Genomic DNA, 26,502 nt, shown 5'->3' on the forward strand with positions numbered 1-26,502 from the left:
ACAACCGGGGGATCGAAAGGTGGGCACAGACGGTGGGCACTGCCAAACGGGTCGTGGTGTGGGGTACCGGTTTCGTCGGCCGGATGGTGATCGGCGAGATCGTCGACCATCCAGGGTTCGATCTGGTGGGCGTCGGGGTCAGCAACCCTGACAAGGTCGGCCGCGATGTCGGCGAGATCTGTGGGCTGGATGAACCGGTGGGCGTGACCGCCACCGACGATGTGGACGCACTGATCGCGCTGGCACCCGACGCGGTGGTGCACTACGGGCCCACCGCCGCGCACGCCGAGGAGAACATCCGGTTGATCGGCCGATTCCTGCGGGCCGGAATCGACGTGTGCTCCACCGCGATGACGCCCTGGGTCTGGCCGGCGATGACGCTGAACCCGCCGAACTGGATCGAACCGATCACCCGAGCCTGTGAGGAGGGCGGGGCGTCGTGCTTCACCACGGGCATCGACCCCGGCTTCGCCAACGATCTGTTCCCGATGACGCTGATGGGTCTGTGCTCCGAGGTGCGCCGGGTCCGGGCCTCTGAGTTGTTGGACTACACCAACTACGAAGGCGACTACGAGTTCGAGATGGGCATCGGCCGGGAACCGGAGTTCCGTCCGCTGCTGGAAAACCCGGACGTGTTGATCTTCGCCTGGGGTGCGACGGTACCGATGATGGCCCACGCCGCCGGCATCGAACTCGACGAGATCACCACGACCTGGGAGAAGTGGGTCACGCCCGAGGAGCGCAAGACCGCCAAGGGGGTGATCCCGCCGGGGCACGTGGCAGCCGTGCGCTTCACCATCAACGGTGTCTACCGGGGCGAGACTCGCATCCAGCTCGAGCACGTCAACCGCATCGGCCATGACGCCGCCCCGGAGTGGCCCTCGGGCACCGAGGACGACGTGTATCGCGTCGACATCGAGGGCACACCCAGCATCTTCCAGGAGACGGCGTTCCGGTTCACCGACGGCTCCGGCCGGGACGCGGCTGCCGCCGGATGCCTGGCCACCGGCCTGCGCGCACTCAACGCGGTGCCGGCCGTCAACGACCGCCCGCCAGGCTGGGTGACACCACTGGACCTGCCCCTGATACCCGGGTTTGGCACGATCCGCTGAGATATCGGCCACCTTTGCTGACGTAACGCCTGCCGGCCCGGAGACGAGAAACCCGTACAGGGATTTTCGGGCTTGCCCTGCGCTGGCTCAGATGGGATGAGATGGCAGACGCAACGTTGCAGGCGGTCGGACTGTCGGTGGGCGCCACGGCTGTGGCCGCTGTTACTTCTGATACCGCTGTGGTGAGAACGCCGGTGCTGACGTACTACGCGCAGCGCCCGCCGATGGTCGGCGCGCCGTGGGAGAACCCGACGGCCCCCGCCGACGAGCGCGGTCAGGTGCTCAGCGATTTCGTGGACCGCGTGGGAGATCCGATCGGCATCCTGGCCTCCGACGGTTCCAGCCATCGTGGCGGGCGTGTCCTGGCCGACGCCTTGCGCGCGCTGGCGTATCTGTCCCGTCGTGAGCTCCCCGAGGTCGCTGCCGTGGCCTATCCCGCGCACTGGCGCCCGCAGGCCGTCGAGGCGTTACGCCGCGAAGTGAGCCGGGTGCCGGAATGGTCGCGCACCCAGATACCGGTGATCTCCGATGTGACGGCCGCCGTCACCGCTCTGCAGCACAACCCCGGACTACCCACGCGCGGCGTCGTGGCCGTCTGCGACTTCGGCGGAAGCGGTACCAACCTCACGCTCGTCGACGCCGCCTCCGGCTACCGGCCGATCGGCGCAACAGTTCGTCATCTCGACTTCTCCGGCGATCTGGTTGATCAGGCCCTGCTGACTCAGGTGATCGGCGGGCTGGCCGAGGCCGGTGCCGTGGACCTGGCCTCCACCTCGGCCATCGGTTCGCTGAGCACGCTGCGCCTGGCCTGCCGCGGCGCCAAGGAACGGCTGTCGTCGGCCACGGTGACCGCGCTGCCCGTCGACCTGCCCGGTCACCGTGGTGACGTACGACTGACCCGCACCGAACTCGACGACGTGGTGCGGGCACCGCTGAGTGGTGTGCTCGATGCGCTCGATGACTTGATGCGGCGCAACGGGATTCGGCCGGCGGACCTGACGGCTGTCGCGACCGTCGGGGGAGGCGCGGCGATGGTGGCCGTCACCACCGCACTCTCGGAGACCCTGCGGGTGCCGGTGATCACCTCTCCACGTCCCGCCCTGTCTGCTGCGACGGGCGCGGCCCTGCGGGCGCTGCGCGGGCCCGGCGATGACAGCGCGACGGTCATGACCGTGGCCCCCGCATCCATGACAGCCACCGTGGCCGCCGCCGCTGCGGTGCCGGATACCCAGTTGGCGTGGTCGCAGGCCGAGGACATTCCGGACCTGGTTCCCGTCGACGCCGGCGGGTGGACCGGTGCGCGCCCGCAGGTCGAGTTCATCGAGGATCCGGCCGCTGCACGCGCCGACGAGCCGCCGGCGTGGTACCGCAGACCGGCGCTCCTGATGGCCGCGGCCGCCGCCGTGCTGCTTGCCGCCGTCGGTGGTATCGGTATCGCGCTGACCTCCGAGACCACCACCACCCCGGCGAGCACCCCGAGCCCGACGTTGGCGCCGGCCATCCCGCCTGCACCGGCCCCGCAACCGCTGGCAGTGGAACCTCCGGCCCCGGCGGTCCAACCCGCACCGGCGCCGATCCGCACGGTGACCGCAGTGCCCGCGCCCGTCACCCGTAACCAAGTGGTCCGGGCGCCCGCACCGGCCAGCCCGCCGCCGCCGGCGCCGAGCACAACCCCGCCGCCCACAACGACTGCTCCCGAGACGACTCCGCCTCCGACAACGACTCCGCCGACAACAACTCCTCCGACAACAACTCCTCCGACAACGACTCCTCCGACAACGACTCCGCCACCCACGACGACTCCGCCTCCGGTCCCCGAAACGGTCACCGAGACCGTGCAGCCGAGTCCCGAGCCACCGGTTGCCGAACCCGATCCGCCGCAGGAAGATCCGGCGCCGGCCTGGACAGTGCCGCCGATCCCCACCATCCCCGGCCTGCCGACGTTCCTGCCGCAGCCCTGAGTCAGGGATTCCGCGAGGTGAGTACCAGCGGTGCACCATCGGTGATCGCGATGGTGTGTTCACTGTGGGCGGTGCGAGATCCGTCGGCGGAGCGGATGGTCCACCCGTCCGGGTCGTAGACGATCTGGTCGGTACCGGCCGCGAACCACGGTTCGAGCGCCAGCGTCAGGCCGGGCCGCAACGCGAGACCCCGACGCGGGCGTCCGACGTTCGGGACGTGCGGGTCCTCGTGCATGGTGCGGCCGATGCCGTGGCCACCGAAGTCGGTGTTGACCCGGTATCCGTAGTCCGCTGCCACGGCATTGATGGCCGCGGAGATGTCGCCGAGCCGGTTTCCCGGCAGGGCAGCGGTGATGCCCGCCGCCAGGGCCTCCTCCGTGGCCGCGATGAGGCGTTGGTCCTCGGCCCGCGGGGTGCCGACGATGATGCTGCGCGCGGAATCGGCGGCCCACCCGTCGATGGTCACGGCGATGTCCATGGTCAGCAGGTCGCCTTCGGCGAGTACATAGTCGTGCGGAAGACCATGCAGCACAGCGTCATTGACGGAGAGGCAGATGACGTTGCGGAATGGTCCGCGCCCGAATGACGGTGCGTAATCCCAGTAGCACGATTGTGCGCCACGCTCGGCGATCATCGTCCGGGCGCGGTGTTCGAGGTCGAGCAGGTTCACCCCCGGGTGGGCGCGGCCGGCGAGATCGTCGAGCAACTCGGCGATGAAGGCGCCGGTGACGCCCATGGCCTCGATCTCACGCGGTGTCTTCAGTTCCAACATCAGAGTCCTCCCTCGGCAACCGGTATGAAAATACCAGCCCGGGCGAGGATTCGGTATTTTCATACCGCACCGGGGTAGGCTGGGCTCATGGTGCGTCTCCCGCTGACCGCAGAACAACTGGCCGCCGGCAAGCGGATCGGCAAGCAGATCCGCCAGGCCCGGGCGGACCGCACTCTCACCGAAGTGGCTGAGGCGGCGGGCATTTCCCCCGAGACGCTGCGCAAGATCGAGACCGGCCGACTGGCCACCCCGGCGTTCACCACCATCGCCGCGTTGGCGCGGGTGCTTCCCCTGTCCCTCGACGACCTTGCCGATACCTGCCTCGGCCGTACCGATCTGCAACAGACCGGCTGACGGGCTCAAGCGTGGCGCCGGCCGGTCACGGCCGATCGGGGCAGCCGACCGGCCCGGGAGTGGCCGGTCAACACGTCACCGTCGACGGTCACCTCGAACTCCAGATTCAACCGCATGGGGCGGGTGACCGACTGGCTCCATGTCGCCCGAGGCCCGTCGACGGCGAGATCGATCAACGGCACCGTCTCACCCAGGTGCGTCGCCGTGCCCGTGCCGTCGTCGGCGAACACATAGTCGACGTGCAACGAACCGACCGGTGTCTTGATCCGGACGTCCCACCGCCCCCGCAACGGCGCCGTCACAGCGTCACCGGGGTGCGGCCGCCCCTGGTCCACACCGTACCCCGGCGTTCGTATTCGAACAGCTGCTGAACCGCCAAAGCGACTGACGAACCATACTGTCGCTCAAGCAGATACAGCCCCAGGTCCAATCCCGAGGTGACACCGCCGGCTGACACCAGATCGCCGTCGTCGACCACCCGCGCGGCGGGCACCGTGACTCCGGTGGCGTCGAGCACGTCATTGCCCAACACGTGGGTCACCGCGGTGCGGCCTTCCAGCAGCCCCGCCATGGCCAGCGCCAGCGCGCCGCCGCACACCGTCGCGACGGTGATGTCCGGATTGGCAAACGCCGCAGCCATCAACGGAATCAGCGCGGTCTCGCCGACGCGGGCCAGGAGCACCGGAATGGTCTGCACGCCGGCATCGGGATCGCCCTCGATGGGTCCGGCTGCGCCGGGAACCACGACGAAGCCGGGCTTGTCCGGATCGAGGGCGGCGGTGGCCTGCAACGTCACCCCGCGCACTCCGCTCACAACCGCTCGGGGTCCTTCCGCGGAGACCAGTTCGACCTCGAGATCGCCTCCGGCAGAATCACTCCCGGCGCTGAGTACCTCGAACGGGCCTACGACATCGAGAAGGTCAAAACCGTCGTACAACACGAATTGCGCATTCATGGTCCTCACTGTGTCGCGTGAGTGCGGCTCGCGGCAGTGGCCGTCCGGCCAGCTTCCGCCGAAATCTGGCCAGAGCGGTCAGCGACTCTTCGTGAGCACCACGGCCGCCAGCGGGATGGACACCTGCTCGGGTGCCGCCGCCAGGCGTGTCGCCACCTCTTTCTCCAGCCGGTCGAGGAATTGCCCGCGGCGCGGATCGGCGGGGCCGCCGTCCAAGCCGGACGCCAAGGTGGGCAGCACCGACGCGCGGGCGAACGAGGCCCACTGCGCGCCGAATGCGGCGGCGTCACCGTCGGCCCGATACCGAGTCCAGACGCGGTCTTCGCCACCGAACACCTCGACGTGCTCGACCGTCAGGTCCTCGAAACGACCTCTCGGGGCGAACGGCACCAGGAAGTCCTTGGCGGAGCGGCCGACCATCGGCACCGTGACCCGACGCACCTCCTCGTCGCTGACGAATCCGTCGGCGCGCAACGTATCCAGGGCGGCGACAACGGCGTCGACTACCGCGCCGTAGCCGAAGTCTCCGTCGTCGGCGATGGCCATGGTGAGCACTACCAGCCGACCGCCGGGACAGAGCTCCCGGCCGCGGAAAGCCACGAATTCGTGCCAGTCCTGGGCGGCCTGTCGGGCATACGCCGCCTTGACCTCCTTGTCCTGGGAGTGCGCCACCACGATGTGGTCGGGAACCGGGCCCGGCACACTGCTCAGCCACTGACAGGCCCACGAACTCCAGCCGAGGGTGACGCTGTTCGACGGCAGGATCTGACCGTAGAACGAGCGCCCAATTGCCGAAGCGAAGGTGGCGGCGTCCTTGCCGAGATAACTGTCTGGATCCTCGGACAACGTCCGGAACAGCGTGGTGAAGTCGTTCTCGGCGATATCGGTGTGGGCCACCAGGATGGCGTGCTCACTGCGGGTGCGCCCGCGTAACTTTCCGATGGCCGCCGCGATGGGCACCAGCGAATTGTGACCGGTCGCGGCGCCGTAATCGGCGATGACGATGGGCTGCGGCGGAGTCGGCAGCGGCACGACACCGGCGGCCTGTTCGAAAAGCGCCACCGCCTCGGACAACCCGGCTGCCTGCAGCCGAGACGACTCGGTGTAGCGCGGGCTTCCCATCGGCTCCGGGCGGACGACGATGCTGGACTCGGGCATGTCACCTCCGATCGATGTCGGTGCAGGGGGCACATCAACGGTAGTCCTGATGTGCGGAGGCGGCCGTTGATAACCGCGACGGCGGGACCCGCCCGTGTCACACTTCCGCCATGAGCGGCTCGAGAACTGCCCCGCGAATCGTGCTGGCGGCTGCCATCGGCACCCTGGTGGTGTCCATCGTCGGATTCATCGTCACCCTGCTGCTGAACATCTTCGTCTGGGACGAATTCGACGCCTACGGTGAGGTTCCGATTCCCGGTTCGGCAGAGCTGCAACTGCCCGCGGGCGAGGTGACGATCAGTTTTCGCACGCAGATCATCGGCAGTACCAATGGTGGCGGACTACCGGTACCGCACCTGTCGATGGGCATCGACCCACCCGACGGTGTTCCGGACCCGGTGGTGACAGAGGACATCGGATCCACCACCACTGTCAACAACGATGCCCGCGTTGAGGTCTGGGTGGCGCAGATTCCGGCCGACGGCACCTACCGCATCAGCACCGACGGTGATGTATCGGCCTTCCTGAGCCCCCGGTTGGCCTTCGGGCACGGCAGCTCGCTCGGTTGGTTACCGGTGGTGTTCGGCATCCTGTTCGCGGTCAGCATCCTCGATCTGCTGCTGGCATTGTTCTGGCTGACGCGGGTCAAGTCCCGGTCAAACGAACCCCTCGGGCTGTCGGAGGAACCCGACTTATCCGATCTCGACTTTGATGATTCCGATGACTCCGATGATGTGCCCGCACCGAGGTCGGCACCCGTGTCCTATGAACCCACCGAGGACGGAATCCGTATTCAGCAGCTGAAAACGCTGGCCGCTCTGCGTGATTCGGGCGCCCTGACCGAGGAAGAGTTCAAATCCGAGAAGCGCCGCCTTCTCGACGGGCGCTGACTATGCCGCGCCGGCGCCGATCATCCGGAACAAGGGATCGTTCGGACCGATGTCCAGCGTGCACTCATCCAGGCGCGGATCGGGAACGTAGGACCAGAACATGACGCCGGCCGCCCCATGGGCCCGTTGCGCGCCGACGATCAGGGAGATCTCCCGCTCGCGCTGGCTCAGCGACTTGCAGGTGCCTGCCTCGACACCGACCTCGGCGACGATGAGCGGTTTGTTGAGCGCCTGGGCCTGCTCGATGCGGCGCTGCAACCCGTCGCGGGCGTCTCCGGGGAGGTAGTCGGTGGCTTGGTAGTAGTGATACTCCACAACGTCGATACCCGGTGATGCCGCCACCATCTGGTACTGCTCACCGACCGAACCGCACTGGCCGCCACCGGTGTGCCCGCTGAAGATCACCGCATCAGGATCCTCGGCACGAATCCTCTCACCTACCTGGTCGAAGAACGCCCGCAGCACAACCGCCGAGTCGGCGGGACAGGTGCGGGTTTGCCACGTGCAGTTCTCGTCCGTGCAGTGCGACGGTTCCGGTTCCCCGACCGCCGTCCAGCCGGCCAGTGCGGGTGAGTCACCCCACCGGTCGACGGCGAGGTCGAGCCAGTCCGCGAAGGGCATGGGCAGCCCGTGCGACACCTCGGTCTGCCAGCCGCCGGCGTACCAGTCGTAGTCCTTGAAATACTCGTTCTCGCAACCACCCTCGCCGCCCGTCAGCACAGCGATGAGGAGCTGATTGTGCCGCAGCGCGGACTCGAAAATGGCATCGAGTGCGGAGAAGTCGAGCTGGCCGGTGCGCTTGTTCACCGCGAAGCTGGAGTAGACGTTGATCCGGGTCAAGGAATGCGGGGCGAGGCTACCGAAATACTGGTCGAGGTCGACCTGCGCCCCGCAGCCGGCGTTGACATCCCAATTCGTGCCCAGCTGGTAGGCGTTGATCCCGATCGGCCACCACTTCCGCCCGTCGAGAGTCAGCGAAGTTCCGTCCACTCCCACCTTCGGTATGGGGTAGGTACCGGTTGCTGCGGTATCTTCGGGTATAAGTGGCAGCGGCTGCTCGCGCGCGCAGGAGACAGCAAACATCATCGCGGTAGCTACCAGCAGCGAAACGCACCACCGCCACCGTGGTGAGCCTGCCCGACCTACCCCCATGGATGCCAGGCTACCCAACGCATTGGGGCGCTAAACAGTTAGCTGAGGCGAAAGTTACGGAAGGTGATTGCGCGAAGTGGACAGCGTCGGGTCAGTGGCCGTGCTGGTTGGGCCACAGCTCTTCGCGCTGCTCGTTCCTCGCGGCGCTTGTCAGTGGCCGCGGGCGACCCATTCGTCGTAGTGCACTATTTCGTCGCCGATTTTGGTGGTGTCGCCGTGGCCGGTGTAGACGATGGTGTCGGCGGGCAGGGTGCCGAGCCGGTTCTTGATGGAGTCGAGAATGGTCGGGAAGTCGGAGAAGGAGCGGCCGGTGGCGCCGGGCCCGCCCTGGAACAGGGTGTCGCCGGAGAACACGGCACCGAGTTCGGGGGCGAACCAGCACACCGAGCCCGGGGAGTGGCCGGGAGTGTGCAGGCCGATCAGCTCGATGGCACCGGCCTGCAGGGTCTGCCCGTCATCGACGGCGCGGAAATCCTTGCCGGGGTGGGTCATCTGCCAGAGCACGTCGTCGGCGGGGTGCAACAGGATGGGGGCGTCGAGGGCGGCGGCGAGTTCAGGGGCAACGGTGACGTGGTCGTTGTGGCCGTGGGTGCAGACCACGGCCACAACGTTGCGCCCGGCCACGGCATCGATGATCGGTTGTGCGGTGTGGGCGGCGTCGAAGACGACGACATCGGAGTCGTCGCCGACGATCCAGATGTTGTTGTCGACGTCCCAGGACCCGCCGTCGAGTTCGAACTTCCCGGAGGTGACCACCCGCTGAATGCTCACAGGATCACCACCGAGCGCAGGACTTCGCCGGTGTGCATTTTGTGGAAGGCGTCTTCGATGTCGTCGAGGCTGATGCGTTCGGAGACGAATTTCTCCAAGGGGAGCCGGCCCTGCAGGTAGAGGCTGATGAGGGTGGGGAAGTCGCGCTCGGGTAGGCAGTCGCCGTACCAGGAGGATTTCAGTGCGCCGCCGCGGGAGAAGAAGTCGACCAGCGGCATCTGCAGTTGCATGTCCGGGGTGGGCACGCCGACCAGGACGACGGTGCCGGCCAGGTCGCGGGCGTAGAAGGCTTGTTTCCAGGTTTCGGGGCGGCCGACGGCGTCGATGACGACGTCGGCGCCGAACCCGCCGGTCAGATCCTGAATCGTCTCGACCGCATCCAGTTCGGCGGCGTTGATGGTGTGGGTGGCCCCGAATTCGCGTGCCCAGGCCAGTTTCTTGTCGTCGCGGTCGACGGCGATGATGGTTTTGGCGCCGACCAGGGCGGCGCCGGCGATGGCGGCGTCTCCGACCCCGCCGCAGCCGATGACGGCCACGGTGTCATCGCGGGTGACGGCGCCGGTGTTGATGGCCGCCCCGATGCCGGCCATCACCCCGCAGCCGAGCAGGCCGGCGACGGCGGGGTCGGCGTGGGGGTCGACTTTGGTGCATTGGCCTTCGTGGACCAGGGTTTTTTCGACGAAGGCGCCGATACCCAGGGCCGGGGACAGTTCGGTGCCGTCGGTGAGGGTCATTTTCTGGGTGGCGTTGAAGGTGTTGAAACACAGGTGCGGGCGGCCGCGTTTGCAGGCCCGGCATTGTCCGCAGACCGCGCGCCAGTTGAGGATGACGAAATCACCGGGTTCGACGTTGACCACTCCGTCGCCGATGGCTTCGACGGTGCCGGAGGCTTCGTGGCCGAGCAGGAAGGGGTAGTCGTCGTTGATGCCGCCGTCGCGGTAGGTGAGGTCGGTGTGGCAGACCCCGCAGGCGATGATCTTGACCACCACTTCACCGGGGCCGGGGTCGGGGATCACGATGTCGGTGACCTCCACCGGAGCACCCTTGGACCGAGAAATCACACCACGCACTGTCTGACTCATGCCTATAACCTAATGCCTCGCCTCGACGCTGGGACAGGGTGAGAACGTTGTCCGTACACGTGTCCAGATCGTGGCGGTGCCGGCCGAGATTGGCGTGTACCGAGCCGGGGAATGAATGACCGATGAAAGCAATGCACGAGGGCAGGCTCATCACATTCTGTGTCGTGACAACCGCGGTGGTATTGGGAATCGGCGGGCTTGCCTACGTTCTGGGCGCGTCGGGGTGGTTGAGTGCACTGATCACGATCGCCGCCATCGTGTTTCTGACGTTGGGCGCGCGACGTGCCGAGACCAAGCGTTGGGGCTTCACGCGTCGGTTCTGGTCGGGTGAAGATGGCACCAAGGCGATACAGGTGGTCTTCGACGAGCGGTTGGTCTTCCTCAACCGCGTGACTCTGCTCGTCGATGGCCGCCCGGTTGATCACAAAACCATCTGGTACGGCACCAAAGAGCTCACCGGCGACGGCGTGACCGTCGTCGTGGGGTCGGGATGGATCGGCGAATGCACGGGCGCTGAGGTGCGCGACGGCGAGGGCGCATCCTTCGCGCTCACCGAACGTGACTGAGTACGGCGAAAATACCTCCCCAGCTGCGCCGATCGGCGTTACGGTAGGGGCGAAATGGCCACTTCCTCCCTTGCCACGGATTGGCTCGGCACCGCACGCGCGGCATTCGCCGAACGGCGCTGGCGCTCGAGCTATGACGCCTATGCCGAGGCGAGCGCTCGCGGGCCGCTGTCCACCGATGATCTGGACGCGATGTCACTGGCCGCATGGCGGGTGGGCAACGTCAAGGAGGCAGTGCGGCTCTCGGAGCTGGTGTTCGGTCAACTGACGCGTACCGATCCGGCCGCGGCCGCCATGAAAGCCGTCGAGCTCAGTCTGGCCTGGCTGACTCGTGGCGACGTCAACATCGGCCAGGGCTGGATGAACCGGGCCCGGCGGTTGCTCACCGGCGCTCCGGAAGGCCCGGCCCACGGCTACCTGGCGTACCTCGATGCGGTGGTCGCGGCCATGAGCCAGGACCTCGACGCCTTGGCGTTGCGGGTCAACGCCCTCCGCGAGCTCAGCGTCCGCCTCGACATTCCGGCGCTGACCGCCCTCGGGTTGGTGGCCCAGGGGCTGCACGCCATGCTCGACGAACGTTTGGCCGGTGAGGGTTTCAGCCGGGCCTACGGCTTGATCGACGAGGCGATGCTTCCGGTGCTCGCCGACCAGGTGCCCGTCGAATGGGCCGGCGACATCTACTGCATCGTGCTCTACCACTGTCATCGGCTGGCCGACCTGCCGCGAATGCGGGCCTGGACCGAATCGATGGACCGGTGGTGTGGCATCAGCGGGTCGCTGACCTACGGCGGGGTGTGCGACGTGCACCGACTGCAGGTGCTGGCCGCCAGCGACGACTACCAGCAGCTCGAGGACAAGCTCACCGACGCCAGCCGCAGGCTCGAGGACGTCAACAACTGGGCCGCCGCCGAGGGCTACTACCAGCTCGGTGAGGTGTGCCGTCTGCGCGGCGACGTCGACGGCGCGCTCGCCGCATTCGCGAAAACCCGTGTGCTGGGTGCTGATCCGCAACCAGGGGAAGCATTGTTGCGCTGCAGCCAAGGCGACAAGCAGGGTGCTTGGGCGGGGCTGCGGATGGCGTTGGCCGCCGAGTCCGGGCCCGGCCGCATGCGGCTGCTGCGCGCGGCCGTCGACATCGCACTGGCACGCGACAGCCTCGACGAGGCCGAGCAGTATTGCGACGAACTCGAAAACGGGGCCCGCACCCGGCCCACCCCAGGCTTCCGGGCGTGGGCGGCGCACACGCGGGGCGCGGTGCTGGTGCGCCGCGGCCGCCACACCGAGGCCCTCGCCGTGCTGCAGGTCGCTCTACGCGAGTACCGGACCCAGCAGTCGCGTTATGAATCGGCGCAGGTGTACGACTGGATGTCGTTGGCGCACAAAGGTCTCGGCGATACAGCCACCGCAGCCGCCGACGCCGCGACGGCGGAGGCGATCTACCGCCAACTCGGGGTCGAGGCTCCCACCGACTGCGCGCAGCCGGCCCACGGTGGACTCACCCGACGCGAGGTGGAAGTGCTCACCCACGTGGCCGGGGGAGCCAGCAACCGTGACGTCGCCCGCGTCATGGTGCTGTCCGAGAAAACCGTCGCCCGGCATCTGGCCAACGTCTACGCCAAACTCGGGGTGTCGTCGCGGACCGCCGCAGTGGCATGGGCGTTCGAAAATCTGGGGCTCCGCGGTTCTGCATAGAACCTGCATGATTTGACCGATGTGCCGCAGTCGCAGGCTGCCTAGCGTTCACGGCATGACAATTCTCGAAAGCTCGTCGGTGGAGACCACCGAACACTTCGCCGGTCGCATGATCGACACCATCGACAAGGCCAGCGTGGCGATCCTGGCCAGCATCGGCCATCAGACCGGCCTGTTCGACACCATGGCCACGCTGCCGTCGGCGACCAGCCAGCAGATCGCCGACGCCGCCGGCCTCGACGAACGCTATGTGCGGGAGTGGCTGGGCGGCATGTCCACCGGCGGCGTCGTCGACTACGACTCCACCACCGCGACCTACACCCTGCCCGCTCATCGCGCCGCCGTGCTGACCCGTGCGGCCGGCCCGGACAACCTGGCCCGGCTGGCCCAGTTCATCCCGTTGCTCGGGGAGATCGAGCAGAAGATCGTCGGCTGCTTCCGCACCGGCGGCGGTCTGTCCTACACCGAATACCCCCGCTTCCACGCGCTGATGGCCGAGGAAAGCGGCGAGGTGTTCGACGCCGCGCTGGTGGACGTGATCCTGCCGCTGGTCGACGGTCTGCCGGCCCGGTTGCACGCCGGCGCCGACGTCGCCGACTGGGGCTGCGGCAGCGGACACGCGGTCAACGTGTTGGCACAGGCGTTTCCGCAGAGCCGGTTCACCGGTATCGACTTCTCGGACGAGGGTATTCGCACAGCCACCGCCGAGGCCGCCCGGCTGGGCCTGGCAAACGCGCAATTCCTGCGCCAGGACGTCGCGGCGCTGGACCTCACGGAGGCCTACGACGTCATCACCGCCTTCGACGCCGTGCACGACCAGGCGCAGCCGGCGGCGATGCTGGCCAACATCTATCGGGCGTTGCGGCCGGGTGGGGTGTTCCTGATGGTGGACATCAAGGCCTCGAGCGATCTCGAGGACAACATCGGCGTGCCACTGAGCACTTACCTCTACACGGTGTCGACGATGCACTGTATGTCGGTGTCGTTGCACGACGGCGGCGCCGGCCTCGGAACCGTGTGGGGCCAACAGGTGGCGACGGCCATGCTGCGCGATGCCGGCTTCGTCGACGTCGCCGTCACCGAGATCGAGTCCGATCCGATCAACAGCTACTACCTGTGCCGTAAGTGAGATCTCCCCGGCGGGCAGGCGCTTACCGAGCCGGGGATAAATTTGCAGGCGATGAGCGCACTCGAGTTGCTTCAGAGCTGGCCGGTCCCGACTGTCGCCGCCGCGGTGGTCGGGACCTCCGGTGTGTTGGCCACCCATGGCGACCTCGACCGGCCGTTCCGGCTGGCCTCGGTGACCAAACCGTTGGTGGCGCGGGCGGCGCAGGTGGCCGTCGAGGAAGGGGCGATCGAACTCGACACGCCCGCCGGGCCCCCGGGTGCCACCGTGCGCCACCTGCTGGCTCACACCTCGGGGCTGTCGATGCTCGACGACAAGGTGATCGCCAAACCGGGGACGCGGCGGGTGTACTCCAACACCGGCTTCGCGGTGCTGGCCGAGACCATCGCGCACGCCACCGACATCGACTTCGGCACGTATCTGGCCGGGTCGGTGTTCCAACCGCTGGGCATGTCGTCGTCTCTGGACGGCGGGGCCAAGGCGGCAGGTTATGGCGTCACCGCCAGTGTGGCCGACCTCGTGCAGTTCGCCGGGGAGCTGTTGACGCCAGCGTTGGTGTCGACGGGCATGCACACCGAGGCCATCTCGGTGCAATTCCCGGGTCTGGATGGGGTGCTGCCCGGCTACGGCGCCCAGCGGCCCAATGACTGGGGGCTGGGGTTCGAGTTGAAGGCGGCCAAATCACCGCACTGGACGGGGGCCGCGAATTCGCCGGGTACGTTCGGTCACTTCGGGCAGTCGGGCACGTTCATCTGGGCTGATCCCGCCGTCGGTCTGGCTCTCGTGGTGCTCACCGACCGGGATTTCGGTGACTGGGCACACCCCCTGTGGCCTGCTGTGTCTGATGAAGCTCTGAGAGAATTCGCGGCACACTAGCGCAACACCTGCCACACGGGGCACAATAGACACGCGCGACACACGTTTTGTGATGCTCGAAGTTCTGCAAGGTCGTTGGGGAAGACGTCCCTCGTGGAACTAAGGAGCAGCCAATGCGTGCGTCGAACCAATTTGCCGACGCGACTACCGGCGTGGTGTACATCCACGCCTCACCCGCGGCGGTCTGCCCACACGTGGAGTGGGCGCTTTCGTCGACCCTGAACGCCAGGGCGAACTTGAAGTGGACGCCGCAGCCGGCCATGCCTGGTCAGTTGCGCGCGGTCACCAACTGGGTCGGACCCGTGGGGACCGGCGCTGCGCTGGCCAATGCCCTGCGCTCGTGGTCGGTGCTGCGCTTCGAGGTCACCGAGGACCCGAGTGCCGGCGTCGACGGCCAGCGCTTCAGTCACACCCCTCAGCTGGGTCTGTGGCACGGCGCGATGAGTGCCAGCGGCGACATCATGGTGGGCGAGATGCGCCTTCGGGCACTGATGGCCGAAGGCGCCGACATGCTGGCCGCCGAACTGGATACCGTGCTCGGTACCGCGTGGGACGAGGCCCTGGAGCCCTACCGCACCGGTGGTGACGTCGGCGCGGAGATCACCTGGCTGCGGGAAGGTGTGGGGTAAGGATTCTCAGCGCCCCCGGGACCGCCTCGATGGCGGCCGGTAACGGGCAGGCGAAGTCGCCGTCGGCGTAAGCGTTGATGCCAGGGGAGTCGATGGTCACGGTGCGCACCCGCGTGGTCGTCACGGCTTCGAGCTCCACATGGGTGCCCTTGAACACCGTCGGGAACAACCGCACCAGCCGGGTCCGCGAGTCCGAGGCCACCATCGTCACGTCGAGTTGGCCGTCGTTGTGGTCGGCGCCGGGGCAGATCAACATGCCGCCGCCGTAACTGCGGGTGTTTCCGACCGCCACGAACGTCAGGTCGCGGTCGAACTCCGCACCGCCGTCGAAGGACAGCCGGAACGGCAACAGCCGCAGCTTCGACAACTCGGCGACCATCGCGACGTTGTAGCGCATCCGGCCGTGCGGCCACCGCATGCGGTTGGCCCGGTCCGACACCAGCGAATCGAACCCCGCGGCCACCACCGTGCCGAACCACCTCTGCGTGCCGTCACCGGCCGTGATGCGGCCCAGGTCCACCGTCTCGGTGTGGCCGTCGGCGATGACGTCGGCGGCCGCCTCCGGATCGCCGGTGGGCAGTCCGTATTCGCGGGCGTGGTCGTTTCCGGTGCCCGCCGGGATGATGCCGAGCGGGACGCCGCTGCCCGCCAGCGATTGCAGAGCCAGGGAAATCACCCCGTCACCGCCGACCACCACCACAGCGTCCGTGCCCTGGGCGAGCGCACTCTGCACCAGCTGGGAGGCGTGTGCTGCGTCGGTGCCGACGATCGCGGTGACATTGACGCCGCGCTGTTGGAAGCGGACGACGGCGCGTTCGGCGGCGTGCGGCGCGTTGCCGTGCCCGGAAGCGGGATTGGTCAAGACGGTGACGTGCGTGATCACGGGATCAGCTTGCCGGGGTTGAGAATGCCCGCCGGATCCAGGCAGTCCTTGACGGCCCGGAGCACCTTGACGCCGACGTCGCCCACTTCGTCGGCCATCCACGGCCGGTGATCGGCGCCGACCGCGTGGTGGTGGGTGATGGTGCCGCCGGTACGCATGATGGCCCGAGAGGCAGCACTTTTCGCCGCCTGCCACTGCTCGCTCGGGTTGCCGCGCTGGCCGGCGACCACGGTGAAGTACAACGAGGCACCCGTGGCGTACACATGCGAAATGTGGCACAGCACCAGTGCGGGTGTGCCCGATTCGGTCAGCGAGGTGGTGAGTGCCTCGGTGACGGCTGCCTTCAGCGTTTCGAGATTGGACCAGTTGGTGGCGGTTTCGAGGGTTTCGCACAGTGCGCCGGCGGCCAGCAGTGAATCACGCAGATACGGGGCGTTGAAACGACCGTGCTCCCAGGCCTTCGCCGGGTCCTCGCCGAGTGAGGTGGCGCCGTGCTTTTCGAGCAGGGTTCGGGTCTCGCGGTGACGGCTCTCGGTGTGCTCGTCGGTGCCCTCGAAGACGGTGATGGCCAGGCAGCCGCCGGTGATCTGCTGTTCGCCGATCTGCTCGGTGGTGGCCAGGTTGACCCCGGTTTCGGCCTCGTCGGACAGCCGGATGACCGTGGGGCCGGTGCCGGTCTGCACGACGGCCCGCAAGGCGTCGGCGCCGGTGCGGAAGTCGGGGAACGACCAGGCCTCATAGCGGGTGCAGGCGGGGGTGGGATGGACCCGCAGGCGGACGCGGGTGATGACGCCGAACACGCCCTCGGACCCGACGATCAGATGCCGCAGATCCGGACCCGCCGCCGACTCCGGTGCCCGGCCGAGGTCGAGGATTCCGATGGGCGTCACCGCGCGCAGTCCGCGGACCATATCGCTGATCCGGCCGTAGCCCGCCGAATCCTGGCCGGAGGACCGGGTGGCGGCGAACCCGCCGATGGTGGCGAATTGGAAGCTCTGCGGGTAATGGCCCAGGGAGAAACCGTGCTCGCCCAGCAGTCGCTCGGCGTCCGGGCCGGTGACGCCGGCGCCGAGCTCGGCCTCACCCGAAACTGCGTCGAGTGCGTAGAGCTGGTCGAAGCGGCGCAGGTCCAGGGAGATGACGGCGTTGCGCGAACCGCGGTCGGGGTCGAGGCCGCCGACCACGCTGGTGCCGCCGCCGAACGGTACGACGGCGATTCCGTGCCGTGAGCAGTACGCCAGCACCCCGGCGACTTCGTCCTCGGAGCCGGGGGTGAGTACGGCATCGGGCGCGTCCTGGACTTCGCGGCTGGCGCGTCGGAGCAGGTCGAGGGTGGATTTCCCGCCCGCGCGCAACAACCGGGCGTCATCGTCGGTGCTGAGATTCGGCGTGCCGACGATCGCGGCCAAACCATCCTGATCTGTGGTGCTCAACGCGGTCGGGCGCAGTCGGACGTCCTGGGGTGTGAGCTCGTCGGCGTCAGGGGAGTGGACCCCGAGTGCCTGTTCGAGCAATGAGCGGATGCCGTCGGAGAGTGGCTTGGCAGCGGCCGGGTCGCCCCAGGCATTCCATTTCATCGGAGGACGAATCATGAGTTACAGTATTACAGATGTTGTCAATCAGTAATTCTGTTGCCGAATCGGCAGGGATCGAGGACCGGATCCTCGCTGCCGCGGCCAGTTGCGTGCGGGATTACGGCATCGACCGCGTGACCCTGGCCGAGATCGCCCGCCGCGCCCGCGTCAGCCGTCCCACCATCTACCGCCGCTGGCCCGACACCCAGTCGGTCCTGGCGGCCCTGCTCACCCGCAGGATCACCGGCGTCCTGCGCGACATCCCGCGCGGCGGCACCGACCGCGCCGCGATCGTGGAGCGGGTGGTGGCCGTTGCCCAGCGTCTGCGCGACGACGACCTGATCACCGCGGTGCTGCATTCCGCGCCGGAGATGGCGATGGTGTACATCGCCGAGCGGCTGGGCACCAGCCAGCAGATCCTCATCGACGCGCTGGCCGCCGACCTGGCGGTGGCGCAGGCCGGTGGCAGCGTCCGCCCCGGTGACGCCGTTCAACTCGCCGCGATGGTGCTGCTGATCGCGCAGTCCACCATCCAGTCGGGGCAGATCGTTGAGCCGATTCTGCCCGCCGACGCATTGGCCGCCGAGCTGACCCACACCTTGAACGGATACCTGCGCTGATGGCCGACCCGGCAGCGCTGAACGCCTCTCGACGCGCTCGTGAACTCGACGAGTTGTCCTCTGCGACAGTGGATGTGCTGGTGATCGGCGGCGGAATCACCGGCGCAGGCATCGCACTGGATGCCGCCTCGCGTGGGTTGTCGGTGGCGCTGGTGGAGAAACACGACCTGGCGTTCGGCACCAGCCGATGGAGCTCCAAGCTGGTGCACGGCGGGCTGCGCTATCTGGCCACCGGCAACATCGGGATTGCCCGGCGCAGCGCGATCGAACGCGGAATCCTGATGACGCGCACCGCTCCTCACCTGGTGACGGCCATGCCGCAGCTGGTGCCGCTGTTACCGTCGATGGGCAGGGCCGAGCGGGCGCTGGTGCGGGTGGGCTTCCTGGCCGGCGACGGGTTGCGCCGGTTGGCGGGCACACCGGCTTCCGTACTGCCGCGGTCGGGGCGGGTGCCAGCGACCCGAGCGATGGAGCTGGCGCCCACGGTGCGCAGGTCCGGCCTGGCCGGCGCACTGCTGGCCTATGACGGACAGTTGATCGACGATGCGCGGCTGGTGACGGCCGTGGCGCGCACCGCCGCCCAGCACGGCGCCCGCATTCTCACCCGGGTGGCGGCCACCGAGGTCACCGGCGACTCGGCCACGCTGGTCGATGGTCGCGGCGGCGCCACGATGCACGTGCGGGCGCGCGCGGTCATCAATGCCACCGGGGTGTGGGCGGGGGAGGTCGATGCCGGGCTGAAGCTGCGGCCCAGCCGCGGAACACATCTGGTGTTCGACGCGCGCGCCTTCGGCAATCCTGTTGCGGCGCTGACCATTCCCATTCCGGGTGAGCTGAACCGCTTTGTGTTCGCGATGCCCGAACAGCTGGGCCGGGTGTATCTGGGGCTCACCGACGAAGACGCGCCGGGGCCGATACCCGATGTGCCGCAAGCAACTCCCGCGGAGATCGACTTCCTGCTCGACACGGTGAACACCGCGCTGGACACGCAGTTGACCACCGATGATGTGCGCGGGTCCTACGCCGGCCTGCGTCCATTGCTGGAGCCAACGGGGGATCGGAGGGCCGGAGCGAAGCGACCCGGGGAAAAGGCACAGCACACCGCCGACATCTCCCGAGACCACGCGGTGCTGGAATCGTCGTCCGGAGTGATCAGCGTGGTCGGCGGCAAGCTCACCGAATACCGGTACATGGCCCAGGACGTCCTGAACCGGGCTGTGGCGCTACGCGGGTTGGCGGCTGGGCCGTGCCGTACGCAGGACCTGCCGCTGGTCGGCGCCGGTGCCCTCGATCGCGGGCTGCCGCCGTCGTTGGTGGCGCGTTTCGGTGCGGAGGCGGCGAAGGTGATCGCACTAGCCACCTGCGAGCGCCCGACGGACCCGGTGGCCGACGGAGTCGACGTGCTGCGCGCTGAATTCGAATATGCCGTGACGCATGAGGGCGCGCTGACCGCCGACGACATCTTGGACCGCCGGACCCGGATCGGGCTGGTGGCCGAGGATCGACAGCGGGCTTTCGCGGCGGCTCAGGAAGCGATTTCGGCGCGTTCGTAACCGCTCAGCGGTTACGAACGCGCCGAAATCACCAGGTCACAGCGGGATGTTCTTGTGCCGGCCGCGGCGGGGAGCCGCTTCGGCCAGCGCCTGGGTGAGCACGCTGCGAGTGTGGGCGGGGTCGATCTTCTCGTCCACGACACCGATCTCGATGGCGGAGTCCACCCCACCGGCGATGCGCTCGTGCTCGGCGGCCAGTTCCTCGTGCAGCGCCTCGCGCTCCTCGGGAGCGGCGGCAGCCAGCTTCTTCTTGTGCAGGATGCCGACGGCGGCCTTGGCGCCCATGACGGCGACCTCGGCTTCGGGCCAGGCGAACACCTTGGTGGCGCCGAGCGAGCGCGAGTTCATGGCGATGTAGGCGCCGCCGTAGATCTTGCGGGTCACCAGCGTGACGCGCGGAACGGTGGCCTCACCGAAGGCGTGCAGCAGCTTGGCGCCGCGACGGACCACGCCGCCCCACTCCTGATCCACACCGGGCAGGTAGCCGGGGACGTCGACGACCACCACGATCGGGATACCGAAGGCGTCGCACAGGCGCACGAATCGTGCTGACTTCTCGGCGCTTTCGGAGTTCAGGCAACCGCCCAGGCGCAGCGGGTTGTTGGCGATCACACCGACCGTGCGACCGGCCAGCCGGCCCAGGCCGACGACGATCGACGGCGCCCAGCGCGACTGGAACTCCTCGAACGGCACACCCTCGTCGAGCAGGGCGGTGATCAGGGGCCGCACCTCGTAGGCGCGCCGGGCTGATTCGGGCAGCAGCGCCTTGAGGTCGGTGTCGCCGGCCTCGGCCTTGGTGCGGTCGAAATGCCCCTGCTGGCAGAACAATCCGACCAGGCGGCGGCCACGCTCGTAGGCGTCGAGCTCATCGTCGGCGACGATGTGGCACACCCCGGACTTCTTGTGGTGGGCGTCGGGCCCGCCCAGGGACACCATGTCGACGTCCTCGCCGGTGACACTGCGCACCACATCGGGGCCGGTGACGAACACCTTGCTCTCCGGCGCCATGATGATGACGTCGGTCAGAGCCGGACCGTAGGCGGCACCGCCGGCGGCGAAGCCGACGACCACCGAGATCTGGGGGATGAAGCCGGACGCGCGGATCATCGCCTCGAACACCAGGCCGACGGCATGCAGGGCGCGCACGCCCTCGGCCAGCCGGGCGCCACCGGAGTGCCAGATGCCCACAATGGGGCTCTGCTCCTCGATGGCGGTGTCATAGGCGTTGACGATGTGGGCGCAGCCCTCGACGCCCATGGCGCCGCCCATCACCGTGCCGTCGGTGCAGAACGCGATGGTGCGCACCCCATTGACGGTGCCTGCCGCCGCGAGCACGCCGGAGCGGTCACGCTCGTGCAGCAGCTCCACGGTGCCGTCGTCGAAGAACGTGCTCAACCGCAGCAGCGGATCGCGGGGGTCGAGCGACTCGTTGACTGCCTCAGGCGCCATGGTCGTCATATGGGGTATCTCCTAGCGTTTGTTGCGTCAGTACTTGCCGAAGGCGAGTGCGACGTTGTGCCCGCCGAATCCGAATGAATTGTTGATGGCGTATTCATAGTTGCCCGGACGCGGTGAACCGGCGACCACATCGAGGTCGATCTCGGGGTCGAGGTTTTTAAGGTTACGGGTCGGCGGGATGATTCCCTCACGAATCGCGAGGACTGTGAGAATGGACTCAACGGCACCGACGGCGCCGACAGAGTGGCCCAGGGCGCCCTTGGGTGCGTACACCGCAGGCTTGTGAGCGCCGAGGGCGTTGTTGATGGCCTTGCTCTCGGCGACGTCGCCGACGGAGGTGCCGGTGGCATGGGCGTTGACGTGATCGATGTCCGACGGGGACAACCCGGCGAGCTGGACGGCGCGCGTGATTGCGTATCCGGCCTGCTCACCGTTGGGGTCGGGAGCCACGATGTGGTAGCCGTCCGAGGTGATGGACGCACCCATGAGGCGTGCGTGGATGGTGGCTCCGCGCGCCTTGGCGTGCTCTTCGGTCTCGATGACCATCAGAGCGCCGCCCTCGCCGAAGACGAACCCGTTGCGGTCCTTGTCGAACGGTTTGCACGCGCCGGGAGGATCGTCATTGGTGGTCGACAGCACGATGCGCATCTGGGCGAACCCGGCGATCGGCACGGCCTCGATCCTGGTTTCGACGCCGCCGCAGATGGCGACGTCGGCTTCGCCCAGCACGATGTTGCGCCAGGCCTGGGCAACACCTTCGGAGCCGGAGGCGCAAGCCGAGACCGGGGTGACGACCCCGGCCCTGGCTTTGCGCTCCAACCCCACCGCGGCCGCGGCCGCGTTGGGCATGTACATCTGAACTGCCAACGGGGACACGGCTTTCAGGCCTTTGGCCTTCATGCCCTCGTAGGCGAAGAGAAGCTGCTCGGTGGAGCCCATTCCGGTGCCGATCGACACCATCAGGCGGCGGGGGTCCACCTCGGGGCTTCCGGCGTGTTCCCACACCCGGCGGCTCAAGATGGTGGACATCTTCTGCAGGTACGACAGCCGACGCAGTTCAACCCGCGTCAGCTCGCCGTCGAAATCCTCCAGAAGGCGCCCACCGATGCGCACCGGGAGGTCGTACTCCTCGACGAACGGATCGGTCAGAGTGCGGATGCCACTCTCACCGTTGAGCAGTTTCTTCCACGTGGTGTCGGCGTCGGTCGCCAACGCAGTCGTCATCGCATAACCGGTGACAACGACGTTGGGAAAACCGTCCCCCGTCGATAATTTCGACCCCGCCATTACTGCCTGCAGCTTTCTATTGCTCAGTACTTACCAAAAGCCAGAGCGACATTGTGTCCACCGAAACCGAACGAGTTGTTGATGGCGTACTGGAAGTCGCCGTACCGAGGCTCACCCGCAACGACATCGAGATCGATCTCGGGGTCGGGCGTCTCGTAGTTCAGTGTCGGGGGAATCACGCCGTCGCGCAGCGCCAGCACCGTGAGGATCGACTCGAGGGCACCCACGGCGCCGATCGAGTGGCCCAGCGCGGACTTCGGCGCGTACACCGCCGCATGCTCCACACCGGCGACACGGATGGCGTTGGCCTCCGCGGTGTCGCCGATCGGGGTGGCCGTGGCGTGGGCGTTGACGTGGTTGATGTCCTTGGCGGACAGACCCGCGGTCTCCAGTGCCCGCTTCATGGCGCCGCCGGCACGCAGGCCGTCGGCCGCCGGGGCCACCATGTGGAACGCGTCCGAGGTGATGCCGGCGCCCATCAGGCGAGCCAGCGGCTTGGCGCCGCGAGCCAGGGCGTGTTCCTCGGTCTCGATGATCATCATCGCGCCCGCTTCGCCGAAGACGAAGCCGTCACGGTCCTTGTCGAACGGCCGCGACGCGCCGGCGGGATCGTCGTTGCGGGTCGACATGGCGCGCATCATCGAGAACGCCGCGATGGGCAGTGCCTCGATGCCGCCTTCCACGCCGCCGACCACGGCGAAGTCCGCGTCACCCATGACGATCTGGCGCCAACCGTGGGCGATGGCCTCCGAGCCGGACGAACACGCCGACACCGGGGTGATGACCCCGGCGCGGGCGCCCAGTTCCAGACCGGCGACCGCCGCCGCACCGTTGGGCATGATCATCTGAACGGCCAGCGGCGACACCTTGCGGGGTCCGCCTTCGTTCATCGCGTCGTAGGTCTCGACGATCTTCTCGCCGCCACCCAGGCCGGTGCCGATGATGACGGCGAAGCGGTCCGGGTCGACCTCGGGCTTGCCCGCGTTCTCCCAGAGCCGTCCCGACAGCAGCTTCGACATGCGCTGCACGTACGACATGCGGCGCATGTCGATGCGGGTCATGTGGCTGTCGACGTCGTCGACGAGGTGGCCGCCGATACGCACCGGCAGGTCCCACTTGGTGACGAAGTCGTCTTCGAGGACGCGGATACCGCTCTCGCCTGCCAGCAGGCCCTTCCACGTGCTCTCGATGTCCGCGGCGAGAGACGTGGTGGCCTCGACGGCGGTCACGACAACGCTCGGGAAACCGCCGTTAGCCGTGGAAGGCCGGCTCATTCTGCGGAGAACTTCTCGCGCAGGGCAGCAGCAGCCTCGGGGTTCTCTTCCTCGAGCTTCTGGATGTAGGCAACAACGTCACCCACGGTGCGCAGACCGGCGAGGTCCTCGTCGGGGATCTTCACGCCGTACTTGTCCTCGGTCTGCACCGCGATCTCCACCATCGACAGCGAGTCGATGTCCAGGTCGTCGACGAAGCTCTTCTCGGGGGTCACCTCGGACGGCTCGATACCGGTGACCTCTTCGATGATCTCGGCGAGACCGGCGATGATTTCCTGCTGGCTGGCGGCCACTGCGTGGCTCCCTTCATATTTTCTGGAGTCGGACCGGGAATTCGGTCCTGTTCTTGCTTGTCCTGGCTGGCCGGGCGGTCAGAGCTCGGCGAGCGTATCCAGGTCTGCGGGGGTCTTGACGGCGTGCGTCGGCGTCCCCCGAAGTTCACGTTTGGCGATTCCGGCGAGGGTGCCCGCGGGCGGGAACTCGACGATCGCCGCGACACCCAAGTCCCGCATGGTCGCCGTACACAGATCCCAGCGCACCGGCTTGGTCAGCTGAGCCACGAGCTTCTCCATGGCGTCAGCAGCGGAGGCGACGGGCTGGCCGTCGGCGTTCGACAATAGCGTGCCCGATGGTTCATCGGTGCTCACCGCGGCGGCAGCGGCGGCGTAGCCGTCCAGGGCCGAGGCCATGAAGTGGGTGTGGAACGCGCCGGCGGTGGCCAGCTGACGCACGCGGGCCTTGGCCGGCGGGTTCTCGGCGAGCTTGGCCAGTGCTTCGACGCGGCCCGCGGCGACGATCTGCCCGGCGGCGTTGCGGTTGGCCGGAACCAGTTCGAGATCCTCGAGAGCGGCCAGCACCTCGGCTTCGTCACCGCCCAGGATCGCGGACATGCCGGTGGGCTGCTCGGCGCAGGCCTTGGCCATCTCGGCGCCGCGGGTGGCGGCCAGGGCCACCGCGTCGTCGGCGGAGATGACACCGGCGATGGCGTAGGCGGCGATCTCACCGACGGAGTGACCGGCGATGACGAGCGCAGAATCCGAGAACAGGCCGCGCTTGGTCAATTCGTCATGGGCGAGCAGCGTGGCGGCGACGACCAGGGGCTGGGTGACCGCGGTGTCGGTGATCTCCTCGGCGGTGGCGGTGGTGCCGAGCTTGGCGAGGTCGAGCCCGCTGATCTCGGACCACGACGCGATGCGCTCGGCGGCCGAGCTTTCACCGGCGGGCCGGTCGAGCCACGGGGAGAGCATTCCGGGGGTCTGCGAACCCTGGCCGGGTGCGAGCAGCGCGATAGGCGTTTGGGGCACGTTATTAAGAGAACCTTGTGAGAGCCGTTTTGCGCGGTGTAAGAGATTATGAACCTTGTCTTAGGTTTTTGTGGGGAGCCTACAAAACGGCATGTGATGCGACTTCATCGATACGGTTCCGCGATCTAGCGCAGAACTCCTGGGGCGTCAGGGGCCGGTGGGATCTGCTTTGTGACCGGGATCATAAGCGCGTTTGCCGTGCTGGACGATTGCTGGTGATTGTTCAGCCTGCCGACCGTGGTGGCTACGCGCAGGACATAGGCATCGCGGGGGGTGGTGGGATCGCGTCCGGTGAAGTCGGCGATGCGCTTGAGGCGGTAGCGCACCGTATTTGGATGAACGAACAATTGGCGGGCACAGGCCTCGATGGCTCCGCCCGAGTCGAGGTACGCATCCAGGGTCTCGGTGAGCGCGGGGCCGGCGTCGGCGAGTGGGCGCATCACGTCGGTGTGCAGCGCCGCGATGGCCGAGGCGTCACCTTGTAGCGCGCGTTCTGGCAGGAGCTCGCGTGCTGCCACCGGGCGGGGTGCACCGGACCAGCCGACCACCGCATTCATGCCCGAAATCGCTTCGTTGGCGCTGTGGTAGGCCGCGGTGAGCATCGGCGCGGTCGGTCCGACGACCACCGGACCGTCGGAGAACGCGTTGAGCAGATCGGTGAGGAATTTGTCGGTCCGCGACAACTGACCCGACACGATGGCGATGAGATAGGTGCCGTGCACGTCGGTCAGCGCGGCGCGGCCGTGCCGAATGGCGACCGCGCGGACGTCTTCACTGGCGAGCTGGACGCGCCCCGGCGGCGGGGTTCCGACGACGACGGTGGCCGGCGCGGTGGTGTCCCAATTCAGCGCCGCTGCCCGGGACAACAGTTCGGCCCCGGTATCGCCGCGCACCACGGCGTCGACGACGCTGGCCTCCATCCGCGAATCCCACGCACCCCGCGACTCGGCGGCCACGGCGTAGGCCGTCGCCGCGGCGAAAGCGAGGTCGCGGCTGTAACGCAGGATGCCGACCGTCAGCGCTTTGGTCTGCTCGTCGTTACGCCCCAGCATCGGCACCAGTTCTTCGAGGAACTCGGTGGTGACCCGCACCATGTCGACGGTCTGGCGCAGCGCCACCCGGCGGGTCAGGTCCTGGGGTACGAGGGCGAACGCCTCGGCGGTGTAGCCGACGTCGCTGCTGGGGTCATGCAGCCACTCGGCGAAGTTGACCACCGCGGTCTGCACCACCAGTTGCACGCTGGCCCGCTGGGAGGCCTCGAGTTCGGCGAAGAACGGCAACCGCTCCTGCATGGCCTGCACGGTCTCGGTGGCCAACCGTCCCGAGTACTGCTTGAGCCGGCGACGCAGCGACTCCGGCACGCTCTCGAGGATCTCGAGCGGAGAGCGCGGCTCGAGGAACGGATTGTCTGCCACAGCTAAAAGCTACGCCTCATTTCTGGCGGGAAGCTACA

General features: G+C 67.8%; 26 protein-coding genes. 11 read left to right on the plus strand and 15 right to left on the minus strand.

What is annotated here, in order from left to right; genetic code table 11:
- The first annotated feature begins 32 nt into the window (after window positions 1–32).
- Entirely contained in the window at window positions 33–1,112 is a 1,080-nt protein-coding gene (locus AC3A6P_RS02315) for an NAD(P)H-dependent amine dehydrogenase family protein (RefSeq protein WP_487687821.1), read from the plus strand.
- Between the two features lie 101 nt (window positions 1,113–1,213).
- Complete coding sequence (locus AC3A6P_RS02320) at window positions 1,214–3,073, plus strand: Hsp70 family protein (RefSeq protein WP_487687824.1); 1,860 nt, start codon at window positions 1,214–1,216, stop codon at window positions 3,071–3,073.
- Window position 3,074: 1 nt separating this feature from the next.
- Here AC3A6P_RS02320 and map read toward each other — a convergent pair whose 3' ends face one another.
- A complete protein-coding gene (gene map / locus AC3A6P_RS02325) occupies window positions 3,075–3,845 on the minus strand; it encodes a type I methionyl aminopeptidase (protein ID WP_487687827.1) in 771 nt (256 codons plus the stop codon).
- Window positions 3,846–3,932: 87 nt separating this feature from the next.
- On the opposite strand from map, the gene AC3A6P_RS02330 reads away from it, so the two are divergent.
- Window positions 3,933–4,199, plus strand: a complete 267-nt coding sequence (locus AC3A6P_RS02330; protein WP_487687829.1) for a helix-turn-helix domain-containing protein — start codon at window positions 3,933–3,935, stop codon at window positions 4,197–4,199.
- Window positions 4,200–4,204: 5 nt separating this feature from the next.
- On the opposite strand, the gene AC3A6P_RS02335 is transcribed toward AC3A6P_RS02330, so the two are convergent.
- The 3 genes from AC3A6P_RS02335 to AC3A6P_RS02345 form a co-directional block, all read right to left on the minus strand.
- Entirely contained in the window at window positions 4,205–4,501 is a 297-nt protein-coding gene (locus tag AC3A6P_RS02335; RefSeq protein WP_487687831.1) for a hypothetical protein, read from the minus strand.
- On the minus strand, window positions 4,498–5,154 hold the full coding sequence (locus AC3A6P_RS02340) for a DJ-1/PfpI family protein (protein ID WP_487687833.1): 657 nt from the start codon (window positions 5,152–5,154) through the stop codon (window positions 4,498–4,500). The genes AC3A6P_RS02335 and AC3A6P_RS02340 overlap by 4 nt, the downstream gene beginning before the upstream one ends.
- Window positions 5,155–5,232: 78 nt before the next feature.
- Window positions 5,233–6,312 (minus strand): class I SAM-dependent methyltransferase, encoded by a 1,080-nt coding sequence (locus AC3A6P_RS02345; RefSeq protein ID WP_487687836.1) that lies wholly within the window; start codon window positions 6,310–6,312, stop codon window positions 5,233–5,235.
- Between the two features lie 110 nt (window positions 6,313–6,422).
- Here AC3A6P_RS02345 and AC3A6P_RS02350 point away from each other — a divergent pair, with 110 nt between their 5' ends.
- Complete coding sequence (locus AC3A6P_RS02350; protein WP_487687839.1) at window positions 6,423–7,202, plus strand: SHOCT domain-containing protein; 780 nt, start codon at window positions 6,423–6,425, stop codon at window positions 7,200–7,202.
- On the opposite strand, the gene AC3A6P_RS02355 is transcribed toward AC3A6P_RS02350, so the two are convergent.
- The 3 genes from AC3A6P_RS02355 to AC3A6P_RS02365 form a co-directional block, all read right to left on the minus strand.
- Window positions 7,203–8,192 carry a glycoside hydrolase 5 family protein gene (locus AC3A6P_RS02355; protein ID WP_487687841.1) on the minus strand — a complete coding sequence of 330 codons (990 nt, stop codon included), beginning with the start codon at window positions 8,190–8,192 and terminating at the stop codon, window positions 7,203–7,205.
- A 312-nt stretch (window positions 8,193–8,504) separates the two neighbouring features.
- The gene (locus tag AC3A6P_RS02360; protein WP_487687845.1) at window positions 8,505–9,125 is read right to left on the minus strand and encodes an MBL fold metallo-hydrolase; all 621 of its coding nucleotides are present in this window, start codon (window positions 9,123–9,125) and stop codon (window positions 8,505–8,507) included.
- Complete coding sequence (locus tag AC3A6P_RS02365; RefSeq protein WP_487687847.1) at window positions 9,122–10,207, minus strand: S-(hydroxymethyl)mycothiol dehydrogenase; 1,086 nt, start codon at window positions 10,205–10,207, stop codon at window positions 9,122–9,124. The genes AC3A6P_RS02360 and AC3A6P_RS02365 overlap by 4 nt, the downstream gene beginning before the upstream one ends.
- 164 nt (window positions 10,208–10,371) lie before the next feature.
- Here AC3A6P_RS02365 and AC3A6P_RS02370 point away from each other — a divergent pair, with 164 nt between their 5' ends.
- The 5 genes from AC3A6P_RS02370 to AC3A6P_RS02390 all read left to right on the plus strand — a co-directional run bounded on the left by AC3A6P_RS02370 (window position 10,372) and on the right by AC3A6P_RS02390 (window position 15,096).
- Window positions 10,372–10,773 (plus strand): hypothetical protein, encoded by a 402-nt coding sequence (locus tag AC3A6P_RS02370; protein ID WP_487687850.1) that lies wholly within the window; start codon window positions 10,372–10,374, stop codon window positions 10,771–10,773.
- A gap of 54 nt (window positions 10,774–10,827) precedes the next feature.
- Complete coding sequence (locus AC3A6P_RS02375) at window positions 10,828–12,465, plus strand: LuxR C-terminal-related transcriptional regulator (protein WP_487687853.1); 1,638 nt, start codon at window positions 10,828–10,830, stop codon at window positions 12,463–12,465.
- Between the two features lie 55 nt (window positions 12,466–12,520).
- Complete coding sequence (locus AC3A6P_RS02380) at window positions 12,521–13,594, plus strand: class I SAM-dependent methyltransferase (RefSeq protein WP_487687855.1); 1,074 nt, start codon at window positions 12,521–12,523, stop codon at window positions 13,592–13,594.
- A 51-nt stretch (window positions 13,595–13,645) separates the two neighbouring features.
- A complete protein-coding gene (locus AC3A6P_RS02385; RefSeq protein WP_487687858.1) occupies window positions 13,646–14,467 on the plus strand; it encodes a serine hydrolase domain-containing protein in 822 nt (273 codons plus the stop codon).
- Between the two features lie 113 nt (window positions 14,468–14,580).
- Window positions 14,581–15,096: a DUF3145 domain-containing protein gene (locus AC3A6P_RS02390; RefSeq protein ID WP_487687861.1), complete on the plus strand. Its 516-nt coding sequence runs from the start codon at window positions 14,581–14,583 to the stop codon at window positions 15,094–15,096.
- Here AC3A6P_RS02390 and AC3A6P_RS02395 read toward each other — a convergent pair.
- The gene (locus tag AC3A6P_RS02395) at window positions 15,068–15,979 is read right to left on the minus strand and encodes a diacylglycerol kinase (protein ID WP_487687863.1); all 912 of its coding nucleotides are present in this window, start codon (window positions 15,977–15,979) and stop codon (window positions 15,068–15,070) included. The two genes, AC3A6P_RS02390 and AC3A6P_RS02395, sit on opposite strands and share 29 nt — an antisense overlap.
- Window positions 15,976–17,556 (minus strand): FAD-binding oxidoreductase, encoded by a 1,581-nt coding sequence (locus AC3A6P_RS02400; RefSeq protein ID WP_487688149.1) that lies wholly within the window; start codon window positions 17,554–17,556, stop codon window positions 15,976–15,978. The genes AC3A6P_RS02395 and AC3A6P_RS02400 overlap by 4 nt, the downstream gene beginning before the upstream one ends.
- A gap of 32 nt (window positions 17,557–17,588) precedes the next feature.
- Here AC3A6P_RS02400 and AC3A6P_RS02405 point away from each other — a divergent pair, with 32 nt between their 5' ends.
- On the plus strand, window positions 17,589–18,173 hold the full coding sequence (locus AC3A6P_RS02405) for a TetR/AcrR family transcriptional regulator (protein ID WP_487687865.1): 585 nt from the start codon (window positions 17,589–17,591) through the stop codon (window positions 18,171–18,173).
- Window positions 18,173–19,726: a glycerol-3-phosphate dehydrogenase/oxidase gene (locus AC3A6P_RS02410; RefSeq protein ID WP_487687867.1), complete on the plus strand. Its 1,554-nt coding sequence runs from the start codon at window positions 18,173–18,175 to the stop codon at window positions 19,724–19,726. Before AC3A6P_RS02405 ends, AC3A6P_RS02410 begins: the two co-directional genes overlap by 1 nt.
- Window positions 19,727–19,762: 36 nt before the next feature.
- Here AC3A6P_RS02410 and AC3A6P_RS02415 read toward each other — a convergent pair whose 3' ends face one another.
- The 6 genes from AC3A6P_RS02415 to AC3A6P_RS02440 all read right to left on the minus strand — a co-directional run bounded on the left by AC3A6P_RS02415 (window position 19,763) and on the right by AC3A6P_RS02440 (window position 26,464).
- Window positions 19,763–21,184: an acyl-CoA carboxylase subunit beta gene (locus tag AC3A6P_RS02415; RefSeq protein ID WP_487687870.1), complete on the minus strand. Its 1,422-nt coding sequence runs from the start codon at window positions 21,182–21,184 to the stop codon at window positions 19,763–19,765.
- Between the two features lie 27 nt (window positions 21,185–21,211).
- On the minus strand, window positions 21,212–22,471 hold the full coding sequence (gene kasB, locus AC3A6P_RS02420; RefSeq protein ID WP_487687873.1) for a 3-oxoacyl-ACP synthase KasB: 1,260 nt from the start codon (window positions 22,469–22,471) through the stop codon (window positions 21,212–21,214).
- A gap of 23 nt (window positions 22,472–22,494) precedes the next feature.
- Complete coding sequence (gene kasA / locus AC3A6P_RS02425; RefSeq protein WP_487687876.1) at window positions 22,495–23,745, minus strand: 3-oxoacyl-ACP synthase KasA; 1,251 nt, start codon at window positions 23,743–23,745, stop codon at window positions 22,495–22,497.
- On the minus strand, window positions 23,742–24,038 hold the full coding sequence (gene acpM / locus AC3A6P_RS02430; RefSeq protein ID WP_487687878.1) for a meromycolate extension acyl carrier protein AcpM: 297 nt from the start codon (window positions 24,036–24,038) through the stop codon (window positions 23,742–23,744). Before acpM ends, kasA begins: the two co-directional genes overlap by 4 nt.
- Before the next feature lie 78 nt (window positions 24,039–24,116).
- The gene (locus AC3A6P_RS02435; protein ID WP_487688151.1) at window positions 24,117–25,034 is read right to left on the minus strand and encodes an ACP S-malonyltransferase; all 918 of its coding nucleotides are present in this window, start codon (window positions 25,032–25,034) and stop codon (window positions 24,117–24,119) included.
- 140 nt (window positions 25,035–25,174) lie between these two features.
- The gene (locus AC3A6P_RS02440; protein WP_487687880.1) at window positions 25,175–26,464 is read right to left on the minus strand and encodes a PucR family transcriptional regulator; all 1,290 of its coding nucleotides are present in this window, start codon (window positions 26,462–26,464) and stop codon (window positions 25,175–25,177) included.
- Between the last annotated feature and the right edge of the window lie 38 nt (window positions 26,465–26,502).

This window comes from Mycobacterium sp. Soil_C_30 (assembly GCF_057656995.1).